Annotated in this window: 12 protein-coding genes; 6 read left to right on the top strand and 6 right to left on the bottom strand. The window is 70.6% G+C overall.

The genetic code is table 11. The features are described 5' to 3' along the window. Nucleotides 1-81 precede the first annotated feature (81 nt). From AC0666_RS05305 to AC0666_RS05290, 4 genes are read left to right on the top strand one after another with little or no spacing between them, the layout of a single operon-like run. On the top strand, nucleotides 82-1,065 hold the full coding sequence (locus AC0666_RS05305) for a metal ABC transporter substrate-binding protein (RefSeq protein WP_478707122.1): 984 nt from the start codon (nucleotides 82-84) through the stop codon (nucleotides 1,063-1,065). A gap of 29 nt (nucleotides 1,066-1,094) precedes the next feature. Then, nucleotides 1,095-1,886: a metal ABC transporter ATP-binding protein gene (locus AC0666_RS05300; protein ID WP_469155936.1), complete on the top strand. Its 792-nt coding sequence runs from the start codon at nucleotides 1,095-1,097 to the stop codon at nucleotides 1,884-1,886. Further along, nucleotides 1,886-2,752, top strand: a complete 867-nt coding sequence (locus AC0666_RS05295; RefSeq protein WP_361713759.1) for a metal ABC transporter permease — start codon at nucleotides 1,886-1,888, stop codon at nucleotides 2,750-2,752. Before AC0666_RS05300 ends, AC0666_RS05295 begins: the two co-directional genes overlap by 1 nt. Nucleotides 2,753-2,803: 51 nt before the next feature. Continuing rightward, nucleotides 2,804-3,235 carry a Fur family transcriptional regulator gene (locus AC0666_RS05290; RefSeq protein ID WP_356850463.1) on the top strand — a complete coding sequence of 144 codons (432 nt, stop codon included), beginning with the start codon at nucleotides 2,804-2,806 and terminating at the stop codon, nucleotides 3,233-3,235. Here the strand turns inward: AC0666_RS05290 and AC0666_RS05285 are convergent. From AC0666_RS05285 to leuA, 6 genes are all read right to left on the bottom strand, one after another. Continuing rightward, nucleotides 3,232-3,774 carry a YcxB family protein gene (locus AC0666_RS05285; RefSeq protein WP_478707121.1) on the bottom strand — a complete coding sequence of 181 codons (543 nt, stop codon included), beginning with the start codon at nucleotides 3,772-3,774 and terminating at the stop codon, nucleotides 3,232-3,234. The genes AC0666_RS05290 and AC0666_RS05285 overlap by 4 nt on opposite strands. 22 nt (nucleotides 3,775-3,796) lie before the next feature. Continuing rightward, a complete protein-coding gene (locus tag AC0666_RS05280) occupies nucleotides 3,797-4,618 on the bottom strand; it encodes an isoprenyl transferase (RefSeq protein ID WP_361713753.1) in 822 nt (273 codons plus the stop codon). Between the two features lie 11 nt (nucleotides 4,619-4,629). Further along, nucleotides 4,630-5,376 (bottom strand): DNA repair protein RecO, encoded by a 747-nt coding sequence (gene recO, locus AC0666_RS05275; RefSeq protein WP_361713751.1) that lies wholly within the window; start codon nucleotides 5,374-5,376, stop codon nucleotides 4,630-4,632. 85 nt (nucleotides 5,377-5,461) lie between these two features. Then, nucleotides 5,462-7,150 (bottom strand): nucleobase:cation symporter-2 family protein, encoded by a 1,689-nt coding sequence (locus tag AC0666_RS05270; RefSeq protein ID WP_468967833.1) that lies wholly within the window; start codon nucleotides 7,148-7,150, stop codon nucleotides 5,462-5,464. Between the two features lie 579 nt (nucleotides 7,151-7,729). Beyond that, nucleotides 7,730-8,425 carry a TerB family tellurite resistance protein gene (locus AC0666_RS05265; RefSeq protein ID WP_478707120.1) on the bottom strand — a complete coding sequence of 232 codons (696 nt, stop codon included), beginning with the start codon at nucleotides 8,423-8,425 and terminating at the stop codon, nucleotides 7,730-7,732. 189 nt (nucleotides 8,426-8,614) lie between these two features. After that, nucleotides 8,615-10,378, bottom strand: a complete 1,764-nt coding sequence (leuA, locus tag AC0666_RS05260) for a 2-isopropylmalate synthase (protein ID WP_468583057.1) — start codon at nucleotides 10,376-10,378, stop codon at nucleotides 8,615-8,617. Between the two features lie 365 nt (nucleotides 10,379-10,743). Here leuA and AC0666_RS05255 point away from each other — a divergent pair, with 365 nt between their 5' ends. Both AC0666_RS05255 and AC0666_RS05250 read left to right on the top strand, forming a co-directional pair. Further along, nucleotides 10,744-11,808, top strand: coding sequence for a M4 family metallopeptidase (locus tag AC0666_RS05255; protein ID WP_468967838.1), 1,065 nt, complete (start codon nucleotides 10,744-10,746; stop codon nucleotides 11,806-11,808). 10 nt (nucleotides 11,809-11,818) lie between these two features. After that, complete coding sequence (locus AC0666_RS05250; RefSeq protein ID WP_468583055.1) at nucleotides 11,819-12,088, top strand: protealysin inhibitor emfourin; 270 nt, start codon at nucleotides 11,819-11,821, stop codon at nucleotides 12,086-12,088. Nucleotides 12,089-12,156 lie beyond the last annotated feature (68 nt).

Genomic DNA, 12,156 nt, shown 5'->3' with positions numbered 1-12,156 from the left:
GCTCCCCTTCCACGATCCCTCCCCCAGGCCCCTCACCAGGGTTTTTGACAACGGTTTCCATCTTTGATGAAAATGGATGTCATGAACGCACGACGCCTGATACCCGCCGCCGCCCTCGCCGGAGCCGTCGCCCTCGGCGCCACGGCCCTGACCGCGTGCTCCGGAGCCTCCGCCTCCGGAGGCGGCAAGGACGGGAAGCTCGACGTCACGGCGTCGTTCTACCCCATGCAGTTCCTGGCCGAACAGATCGGCAAGGAGCACGTGAAGGTCGGCTCCCTGACCAAGCCGGGCGTCGAACCGCACGACCTGGAGATCACCCCGAAGCAGACCGCGCAGCTGGCCGAGTCCGACGTGGTGCTCTACCTCAAGTCCCTCCAGCCCGCCGTGGACAAGGCCGTCGCCCAGTCCGGCGTGAAGAACGTCGTCGACGCCGCCACCCTCACCAAGCTGGAGGCCCACGGCGCCTCCGGCCACGAGGACCACGACCACGCGGCGGAGGGCGAGGGCGCGGGCGAGGCGCACGGCCACGACCACGGCGAGGCCGGCGAGGACCCCCACATCTGGCTCGACCCGGTCAAGTACGCCGAGGTCGCCAAGGGGGTCGGCGCGGCCCTGCAGAAGGCCGACCCCGAGCACGCCGCGGACTACCGCAGGAACACCGACGAGCTGGTCGGCAAGCTGACCGCCCTCGACACGGAGTTCAAGGACGGCCTGAAGAACACCGCCTCCAAGACCTTCATCACCACCCACTCCGCTTTCGCCTACCTCGCCGAGCGCTACGGCCTCGACCAGGAGGGCATCTCCGGCTTCGACCCCGAGTCCGAGCCGAGCCCGGCCCGGATGAAGGACCTGCAGGCCGTCGCCAGGAAGGACAACGTCTCCACGGTGTTCTTCGAGACCCTGGCCAGCGACAAGACCGCCAAGACCCTCGCGGCCGACACGGGTCTGAAGACCGACGTCCTCGACCCGCTTGAGGGAATCACCGACACGTCCCAGGGCGCTGACTACTTCGCGGTCATGCGGTCCAACCTGAAGAACCTCCAGAAGGCACTGGGTACCAAGTAATGGCAGTAGCAGCAACGGAGGCGCGTGCCATGCAGTCCAAGCCCGCACAGGCCACGGACCAGCCCGTCATATCCCTGCGCGGGGCCACGGCCTCGCTCGGCTCGCGCCCCGTGCTGCGCGGGGTCGACCTCGCCGTCCGCCGCGGTGAGGTCGTCGCCCTCCTCGGCGCCAACGGCTCCGGCAAGTCGACGGCCGTACGCGCCGTCGTCGGCCAGGTGCCGCTGTCCGACGGCACGCTGTCCCTGTTCGGCACCGACTTCTCCCGCTTCCGGGGCTGGTCGCGCATCGGGTACGTCCCGCAGCGCACCACGGCCGCCAGCGGCGTCCCCGCCACCGTCCGCGAGGTCGTCTCCTCCGGCCGCCTGGCCCGCTCCCGCTTCGGCATCCTGCGCAAGGCCGACAAGGCCGCCGTCGAGCGGGCCCTGGCCCTGGTCGACATGGGCGCGCACGCCGACTCCTCGGTCAACGCCCTCTCCGGCGGCCAGCACCAGCGCGTGCTGATAGCCCGGGCCCTCGCCGTCGAGCCCGAACTGCTGATCATGGACGAGCCGATGGCGGGCGTGGACCTCGCCAACCAGGAGGTCCTCGCGACCGCCGTACGCGAGCAGGTCGCCGCCGGCACCACCGTCCTGCTCGTCCTGCACGAGCTGGGCCCGCTGGAGCCGCTGATCGACCGCGCCGTCGTCCTGCGCGACGGCTGCGTCGTCCACGACGGCCCGCCCCCGCAGGCCGTGGGCCAGCACGCCCTGCCCGGCCACGACCACGTACACCCCCACGCGGCGCACGACGCCGAGCCGCTCCGGACGGGACTGCTGAGCTGATGGACCTCCTGAACTACGCCTTCATGCAGCGGGCGCTGCTCGCGGCCGTGCTGGTCGGCCTCACGGCCCCCGCCATCGGCACGTACCTCGTCCAGCGGCGCCAGGCCGTCATGGGAGACGGCATCGGGCACGTGGCCATGACCGGTGTCGCCCTCGGCTTCCTGCTGAACGCCAGCCCGGTGTGGACGGCCACGCTGGTCGCCGTCCTCGGCGCGGTGGGCATGGAGCTGATCCGCTCCCGCGGCAGGACCAGCGGCGACATCGCGCTCGCCATGCTCTTCTACGGGGGCCTGGCCGGCGGCGTCATGATCATCAACCTGGCCCCAGGCGGCTCCACGGCCAACCTGACCAGCTACCTCTTCGGCTCGATCACCACCGTCTCCGCCGAGGACGTCACCGCGGTGGTGATCCTCGCGGCGCTCGTCCTCGCCGTCACGCTGGGCCTGCGCCGCCAGCTGTTCGCGATCTGCCAGGACGAGGAGTTCGCCCGGGTCACCGGCCTGCCGGTGCGCGCCCTGAACCTGCTGATGGCCGTCACCGCCGCCGTCACCGTCACCGTGGCCATGCGGATCGTCGGCCTGCTGCTGGTGAGCGCCATGATGGTGATCCCGGTCGCCGCCGCGCAGCGCGTGACCCGCGGGTTCACCGCCACCCTGACGGTGGCCATGGTGATCGGCGTGCTGGTCTCGCTCTCCGGCACGGTGGCCACGTACTACATCGACGCCCCCTCCGGCGGCACCATCGTGCTGCTCGCGATCGGTGTCTTCATGGTGATGACCGCGCTCTCCACGCCGCTCGCCCGGCGGCGGGCGAATGCGGCGAGGGCCGCCGAAGCGGTCTGCACGCGCGATGATGTGAAGGTCTAGGAGGGACGGCCTCCTGGCACAATGGGCCGAGGCCGATACGAGGAGGAACCGGTGGCGACTGCGCCTGGCGAGACGAATACCGCGCCAGTACGAGGACGATCCACCCGGCAGCGGGCAGCCGTGGCGGCGGCGCTGGACGAGGTGGACGAGTTCCGCAGCGCCCAGGAGCTGCACGACATGCTCAAGCACCGCGGCGATTCCGTGGGCCTGACGACCGTGTACCGCACCCTCCAGTCCCTCGCCGACGCGGGCGAGGTCGACGTGCTGCGCACCAGCGACGGCGAGTCGGTCTACCGGCGGTGCTCCACCGGGGACCACCACCACCACCTGGTCTGCCGCAAGTGCGGCAAGGCCGTCGAGGTGGAGGGTCCGGCCGTGGAGAAGTGGGCGGAGTCCATCGCGGCCGAGCACGGCTATGTGAACGTCGCCCACACGGTGGAAATCTTCGGCACCTGTGCCGACTGCGCGGCCGCCGCCTCCTAGAGCCTTCGCAGGTTCCGGTCGATCAGGGCCCGTACCCGCTCCAGCTCGGCGGAGGTCAGGGCGCCCCGCTTGGGCAGCCAGGCCAGGTCGCCGGTCCCGTGGTACGCGAAGACGAAGAGGCCGCGGGTCTCGGCCCAGCCGGTCAGCTGGTGCCACACGGTGGCGGCGGCGGTCCCGTCGGGCCGGTGGTTCACCATTCCCGTCTCGGAGACGGTGCAGCGGTACCCGGGGCAGTGCGAGGCCCGGGCCCGCATCCGGCGCGTCGTCCGCCACCACTCCAGCGCCAGGCAGACGCCGCCGAGGCAGCTTCCCACCCCGGCCGCGAGGGCCAGCCCGGCCGGGTCCGTTTCCCGGCCGTGCTGGACCGCGATCACCGCGCACACCACCAGCGGGAGCAGCAGCAGCCACAGCAGCAGCCGCCTGCGGCCCCGCGGCGACCCGACAGCGAGCCACCGCAGCACCTCGCGCACGTCACCGCGGTCCGCGCCGCAGTGCAGCTCCACCGCCTCGACGCTTTCCGGGGCCTCCCTCATGTCCATGGCGGCAGGGCGTAACGGGGCGTCAGCCGGCCGGGGACTCGGGCTGGTTCGGCACCGCGCCGCCGAAGCGGCGGTCGCGCTGGGCGTACTCCAGGCAGGCCTGCCAGAGGTTGCGGCGGTCGAAGTCGGGCCACAGCACGTCCTGGAAGACCATCTCGGCGTACGCGCTCTGCCAGAGCAGGTAGTTGGAGGTGCGCTGCTCGCCGCTCGGGCGCAGGAAGAGGTCCACGTCCGGCATGTCCGGGTAGTACATGTACTTCGCGAAGGTCTTCTCGTTGACCTTCGACGGGTCCAGCCTGCCCGCGGCGACATCGCGTGCGATCGCCTGAGCCGCGTCCGCGATCTCCGCGCGGCCGCCGTAGTTCACGCAGAAGTACAGCGTCATCGCGTCGTTGTCGACGGTCTGCTCCTGGGCGACCTGGAGCTCCTGGACGACCGACTTCCACATCTTCGGCATGCGGCCGACCCAGCGGATGCGGATGCCCAGCTCGTTCATCTCGTCCCGGCGGCGCCGGATGACATCGCGGTTGAAGTTCATCAGGAAGCGGACCTCGTCGGGCGAGCGCTTCCAGTTCTCCGTCGAGAAGGCGTACAGGGAGAGGTTCTTGACGCCCATCTCCAGGCAGCCCTTGAGCACGTCCAGTACGACGCCCTCGCCGACCTTGTGTCCCTCGGTGCGCGGCAGTCCGCGTTCCTTGGCCCAGCGGCCGTTGCCGTCCATGACCACCGCGACGTGGTTCGGGACGAGCTCGCTCGGGATCTTCGGCGGGCGCTCACCGGACGGGTGCGGCTCGGGAACCTTGTACTCCCTGCGAGAGCGTCCCAGAATCCCGCGTCGTGCCATGTGCCCAGCTCCTATTTCTCGACGTATCGCAGGGAGCGTAGCCCGCGCTCCAGATGCCAGTGCAAGTAGGCGGAAACGAGCCCGCTGCCCTCCCGCACGTACCGCGCCTCGCACGCGTCCGCATGCCCCCAGTCGCCCGTCAGCAGGGCGCTGAGCAGGGCGATGGCCTCCGACGAGGGTACGACGCTGCCGGCCACGCGGCAGTCCCCGCATATGACCCCGCCCGCGGCGACGGAGAAGTGGCGGTTGGGCCCGTGGATCCCGCACCTCGCACAGTCCGTGAAGCTGGGCGCGTAGCCGTTGACGGCGAGCGAGCGCAGCAGGAAGGCGTCGAGGATGAGGTTCGGCTCGTGTTCCCCGCGGGAGAGCGTGCGCAGGGCGCCGATGAGCAGCAGGTACTGCTGTACGGCGGGCTCGCCCTCGTTCTCGGTGAACCGCTCGGCGGTCTCCAGCATCGCGGTGCCGGCGGTGTAGCGGGCGTAGTCGGTGACGATGCCGTTGCCGTACGGGGCGATGATCTCGGTCTGGGTGCACAGCGGGAGGCTGCGGCCCACCAGTTCGCTGCCGCGGGCGAAGAACTGCACATCGGCGTGGGAGAAAGGTTCCAGCCGGGCGCCGAACTTGGACTTCGTGCGCCGGACCCCGCGGGCGACGGCCCGCACCCTGCCGTGGCCGCGGGTGAGGAGCGTGATGATGCGGTCCGCCTCACCCAGCTTCTGGGTGCGCAGCACGATGCCGTCGTCGCGGAACAGACTCATGGAGCCATTGTCCCCTGCGCGGGTACGGCGTCGGCCCCCCGCCCGGACACGGGTCCGGGCGGGGGGCCGACGCCCCTTGGGAGGGTCAGGATGCCGGTGCGGCCTCCTCGTCCGCGTCCGCCTTCGCGGGTCCGGCGACGGCTGCGGCCACGGCCGCGCCGACCGTGGCCTCGGCCACCGTCTCGGCTTCGCCGCCGTCCGCCTTCGCCTCGGGTGCCTCAGCCGCCTTGGGTGCCTTGTCGGCCTTGGGCGCCTTGGAGGCCTTGGGCGCCGCGCCCGGTGCGACCGCCTCGGCCGCCGCCTCGGTCTGCGGCTCGGTCTCGGCCGGAGCCTCTGCCCCGGCTTCGGCCTCGGTCTGCGCCGGGGCCGCCGCCTGGGCGGGCACCGCTGCCGCGGCGACCGCGGAGCCGTGCGCATCGTCCTTGGCCAGCCCGTTGAAGACCAGGTTCAGCACGATCGCAGACGTGGCACCGAGCGTCACGCCGCTGTTGAGGAGCGAGGAGAGGTCCGTGTCCATGTGGTCCTTGAAGAGGACCGGGACGGTGGCGGGGAGCAGGGCGAAGGCCAGGGAGACACCCACGACCAGCGCGTTCTTCTCCTCCTTCAGGTCCACCTTGGCCAGGGTCTGGATACCGGCCAGGGCCACCATCGCGAACATGACCGTCGCGGCGCCGCCGAGCACCCCGTGCGGGACGGCGGCGACGATGGCCGCGGCCTTCGGGAGCAGCCCGAGGATGATCATGAACACGCCCGCGGCGACCACGACGAACCGGCTCTTGACCTTGGTCATCCGGACCAGGCCGACGTTCTCGGCGAAGGCGACGTACGGGAAGGAGTTGAGGACGCCGCCGAGCGCGGTCGCGGCGCCGTCGGCACGCAGGGCGCGGGCCACGGTCTCGCTGTCGATGTCCTTGCCGACGATGTCGCCGACCGCGTACGTGTCACCGGTCGTCTCGACCATGGTGATCAGCATGACGATCAGCATCAGGAGGATCGGGAACCAGGCGAACTTCGGGGCTCCGTAGTGGAACGGGGTGGTGACACCGACCCACTCCGCGTGGGTCACGTCCCCGAACGCGGCATCCCCGAGCAGGAAGGCGACGAGCGTGCCGCCCACCAGGCCGAGCAGGATGGAGATGCTGGACAGGAAGGGCTTGCCGAGCTTCATCAGGACGAGGATGAAGAGCATGGTGCCGCCGGCGTAGGCGAAGTTCTTCGGGTCGCCGAAGCCGGGGCTCCCGAGGCCGCCCGCGGCGTCGTTCAGGCCGACCGGGATCAGCACGATGCCGAGCACCGTGATCACCGTGCCGGTGACCACCGGCGGGAAGAGCCGCATGACGGTGCGGAACGCCTTGGCGGGCAGCCAGGCGAAGGCGAAGGTGGCGAGGCCGGCCGTGATCACCGCGCCGTAGATGACGAGCAGGCCGGCCGTCCCGCCGCCCGCTCCCAGCCCGATCGCGATCATCGGGGACACCGCGGTGAAGGTCACGCCCTGGATCAGCGGCAGGCGCGCACCGATGCGGCCCATGCCCCAGGCCTGGATGATCGAGGCGATACCGCAGGTGAACAGGTCTGCGTTGATCAGATAGACGAGCTGCTCCGTGGTGAGCCCGAGGGCGCCGCCCACGATGATCGGAACGATCACCGCGCCGGCGTAGAACGCGAGTACGTGCTGGAAGCCGTACAGGGCGAGCTTGGGGAGGGGGAGCACCTCGTCGACCGGGTGGGTGCTCTGCTCTCCGTCGGCGGAGAGCCGGGCGGCGACACGTGCCATTGCCTTGCCCTTCAAGAAGTGGGTGATCGAGAGGAATCTGGTTATCCCCGGCCGGAGTGGGTCGCTATCCCGTTGGTCCGCCGGGGTTGTCAGTGCGTTCTCGTGAAGCGAAGCCGCGCTGTGTTACCGGCGGCGTCTCGTCATGTGACCGGAATTGAACGCCTGTGGGAGGGCTCACAGATATCGGAGACTTCGACAAATTGTTGACCTCTGACGGGGTCTGATCTGTGGGTTTCTCCAATAGCCGTCCCGGCCCCGGAAGGCGTATGGAAAAAGGCGGCCGAACGGACCGGCCACTCGCTCGCCGCCGCCCGTTCTACGCGCGGCCAACTGCACGAACGCGCGGCCGCGCCGGTCGGCGGGCTTCCACCCGGGGCATCGCTCCGGCCGTCCGAGGGATGGGACGGACCCCGCGCCCGTCGGGCACCGGCACGCTCGATTCCGGCCGCGCGAGGCCGGATTGTTACCTCCACTCGGCCCGTTTCGGGCGGATTCGGGCCGCCTTCCTCACGCAGGAGCCCGGCTCGGGACGCGTGGCACGCATCCCGGGCCGGGCCCGGGGCCGCTGAACCGGGAGGGCTACGGCGCACGCACCGCCGACAGCAGGCGGGCCACCTCGTCCGTGCCGAGCCTCAGCGCCATCCCCACCGTGGCCAGCACCTCGCGCTCCGCCGGGATGTACGGCCCGTCGGCGAGGGCGATCCGGGCGCCCTGCAGCAGGAGCGATTCCCGGCCCGGTCCGGCGAGGTGCGGGGCCAGCGGCTCCAGCGCCTCGTGGAGCTCTATGGCCAGCGCCGCGCCGCAGCACTCGGGGTCGTCGTAGAGCCCGAGCCGGCCCTCGTCGGTGGCCAGGGCCGCCACCAGGGACTCCAACTGCGCCTCCGTGCAGTCCTGGAAGCCCGCCGCCCGTACGGCGGACACGGCGGCCTCCAGGGCGCTGCGCGAGGCCGTACCGCCGGCCGCCAGCACGGCCAGCGCCACGGTGTGCACGGCGTCGCGCAGCATCGCCGAGAAGCGGGTGGTGGTGAGGTGGTCGAGGACCTCCGTGTCGAAGCGCTCGCGGCAGCCGTGGCACTCGACGATCGGCCCGACGTGGCCGCGCGGCAGCAGCGGGACGCCGAGGACGGTGAACCGGCGGCGCCCGGTGCGTCGGCGGTAGTTGCGGTCGCCACCGCAGCCGGGGCAGAAGAACTCCCCGTCACCCACGGTGCTCCAGGTGGTACGGAGGCCCCAGACCCTCACCTTCCGGCCGTCCCCACCCCGAACTGGCAGCACGTCGCACCTCCGTAGCCTTCCGGCAGCATCGCCGGGTTGGCGTGATGTTAGCCACATCGGTGAGGATGCGTCAGTCGTGTGACAGGACAACCTCGCGCCGGACTCGGACTTGGCCGAACTGCGCCCCCGGAAACGGCGGTGCCCCGCCCCGCCCCGGAGGGGCGGCACGGGGCCCGGACGTGCAGGGGGTCAGCGGCCCGCGCGGTTGACGGCGGAGATGACCGCCTTCAGGGAGGCGCGGGTGGTGTTGGCGTCGATGCCGATGCCCCACAGGACGCGGCCGTCGATCGCGCACTCGATGTACGAGGCGGCCACGGCCGAGGCGCCCTCGCTCATCGTGTGCTCGGTGTAGTCCAGCAGTCGGGCGTCGATGCCGATGCCGGCCAGTGCGTCGAAGAACGCGGAGATCGGACCGTTGCCGGTGCCGTTGAGGACCGTTTCCACGCCGTCCACGACCGCCTCGACGGTCAGCGTGTCCGTACCGTCCTTGTCGGTGGCCGTCGAGCCCGAGCGCAGCTGGATGCGGCCCCACGGGTTCTCCGGGTTGGGCAGGTACTCGTCCTGGAAGACGGACCAGATCGCCTTCGGCGTGACCTCGCCGCCCTCGGCGTCGGTCTTGGCCTGGATGATCCGCGAGAACTCGATCTGCATGCGGCGCGGCAGGTCCAGCTTGTGGTCGTTCTTCAGGACGTACGCGATGCCGCCCTTGCCGGACTGCGAGTTGACCCGGATGACGGCCTCGTAGGAGCGGCCGACGTCCTTCGGGTCGATCGGCAGGTAGGGGACCGCCCACTCGATCTCGTCCACGGTCTTGCCCTGGGCGGCCGCGTCGGCCTCCATGGCGTCGAAGCCCTTCTTGATGGCGTCCTGGTGGGAGCCGGAGAAGGCGGTGTAGACCAGGTCGCCCGCGTAGGGGTGGCGCGGGTGGACCTCCATCTGGTTGCAGTACTCGCTGGTGCGGCGGATCTCGTCGATCTGCGAGAAGTCGATCTGCGGGTCGATGCCCTGGGAGAACAGGTTCATGCCCAGGGTGATCAGGTCGACGTTGCCGGTGCGCTCGCCCTGCCCGAACAGGCAGCCCTCGATGCGGTCGGCGCCGGCCATCAGGGCCAGCTCGGCGGCCGCCACGGCGGTGCCGCGGTCGTTGTGCGGGTGCACGGAGATGCAGATGTGCTCGCGGCGGGTCAGGTGGCGGGCCATCCACTCGAAGCGGTCCGCGTGCGTGGACGGCGTCGAGCGCTCCACGGTGGCGGGCAGGTTCAGGATGATCTCGCGGCCGGGGCCGGGCTGCCAGACGTCGCAGACGGCCTCGCAGACCTCCAGGGCGAAGTCCAGCTCGGTGTCGGTGAAGATCTCGGGGCTGTACTGGTAGCCGAAGGTGGTCTCCGGGCCCAGCAGCTTGTCGGCGTACTCCATGACCAGGCGGGTGCCGTCGACGGCGATCTGCTTGATCTGCTCCTTGGAGCCGCGGAAGACGACCCGGCGGAAGGTCGGGGCGGTCGCGTTGTACAGGTGCACGGTGGCCCGCTTGGCACCGACCAGGGACTCCACGGTCCGCTCGATCAGGTCCTCGCGGGCCTGGGTCAGCACGGAGATGGTCACGTCGTCCGGGACCGCGCCCTCTTCGATGATGGAGCGTACGAAGGCGAAGTCGGTCTCACCGGAGGACGGGAAGCCGACCTCGATCTCCTTGTAGCCCATGCGCACCAGCAGGTCGAACATCTCGCGCTTGCGGGCGGGGGTCATGGGGTCGATCAGCGACTGGTTGCCGTCGCGCAGGTCGGTCGACAGCCAGCGGGGAGCCTTGGTGACACGCGCGTCCGGCCAGGTGCGGTCCGGCAGGTCCACCTGCTCGTAGAAGCCGTACTTGTGGATCGGCATGCCGGAGGACCGCTGCGTGTGGGTCGCGTTCGTGATCGGCGTGGGGCGACCGGCAAAAGTGTGCTGGCTCATGGCGTAGGGCTCCTCGCGTGTCCGCGTTAGTTCGCTGGGACGGCCGACGGACGGGTCGTAAAATCCGCAACACCAAACTCCGCGGGGAGGGGGTCGGCCTACGACTACAGGCCCTCGCCGCGGCAGCTAAGGAGAAGCAGCCCGAAACGCATGATGGGCCGAGACTAGCTGAGCCGCGCCGTACGCGGGGACCTGTTTCAGTATGCAAGACCTACGTGTCCGATTTGTACTGAATGTGGCTTACGTCTCCTCTCACCCTGCCAGGTCAGGCGGATCCGTCAATGCGGTGCGACGGCTTTCAGACAACCGAATGAATCATGGTTGCAGGTAGTGACAGCCTCATGACGCACTGCCACATTGCCGGGATGGATGCCTCCCACGTTCTCCGCCACCCCGTCTTCTGCACGGTGGTCCCGCCCCACCTGCTCGACAAGATCGCCCAGGCCGGGACCGCCCGGCGCGCCGACGCCGCACAGCGCACCCTGGAACAGGACGCCCTGCTGCGCACCCGCCGCCGCGTCACGGCCGTACGGGCGCTCGCCGTGACCCCTGCCGAACCCGCCGGCGACGACCCGCGCCGGACCGTCTACGACGCCCAGCACCGTACGCGGCTGCCCGGGAAGAAGGTGCGCGGGGAGGGGGAGGCGGCGAGCAAGGACGCCACCGTCAACCGCGCGTACGCGGGGCTCGGGGCCACGTACGAGCTCTTCCTCAAGGCCTACGGACGCCGGTCGATCGACGGCTCCGGGCTGGCGCTGGACGCGAGCGTCCACTACGGCGAGGACTACAACAACGCCTTCTGGGACGGGCAGCAGATGGTCTTCGGCGACGGGGACGGCGATCTGTTCGTGGACTTCACCGTCTCGGTGGACGTGATCGGGCACGAGCTCACCCACGGCGTCACGCAGTACACGGCCAACCTCCAGTACCACGGGCAGTCGGGCGCGCTGAACGAGTCGATGTCCGACGTCTTCGGCTCCCTGATCAAGCAGTACTCGCTGGACCAGACGGCCGAGCAGGCCGACTGGCTGATCGGCGCCGGGCTGCTGGGGCCGAGCGTCAGCGGCGTCGCCCTGCGCTCGATGAAGGCGCCGGGGACGGCGTACGACGACGACGAGCTCGGCAAGGACCCGCAGCCGGCCACCATGGACGGCTATGTGCACACCAGCCGGGACAACGGCGGCGTCCACATCAACTCGGGCATCCCCAACCACGCCTTCTACCTCGCGGCCACCGAGCTCGGCGGCAAGGCGTGGGAGCGGGCCGGGAGGATCTGGTACGACACGCTGACCGGCGGCGAGCTCGCCCCGGACGCGGATTTCGCGGACTTCGCCCGGCTGTCGACCGCGACGGCCGTGTCCTTGTACGGCGAGGGCGGCGCGGAGCACCAGGCACTCCAGAAGGCGTGGTCGACGGTCGGCCTGGGGTAGAAGGCCGGGCATGCGGATCGTTGTGGTGCGGACGGGCGGTTTCACGGGCATCGAGCGCCGGGCCGAGGTGGACACCTCGGGCCGGCCCGACGAGGAGGAGTGGCGGGCCCTGGCCCTCGCGGCGCTGGTGCCCGCTCCGCCGGGGCCTGCCGCGGACCGGGTCCGGGACGGGTTCTCGTACCGGATCACGGTGGACGGCCGGGCCGTGCTCTGCCATGACCCGAACCTCTCGGACGCACAGCGGACGCTGATCTCGCGCGTGCTCAAGGAGGGCGCCTGAATCCGTGCGGCGAGGTCCGTTTTTGCCGGAACGGCAAGGTTCCTTGGCGGGGCGCGGGGCGGCGGCGC

The organism is Streptomyces sp. NPDC043680, assembly GCF_056436685.1.
Note: the sequence above shows the minus strand (reverse complement) of the source record. Positions and strands in the feature narration are given on the sequence as shown.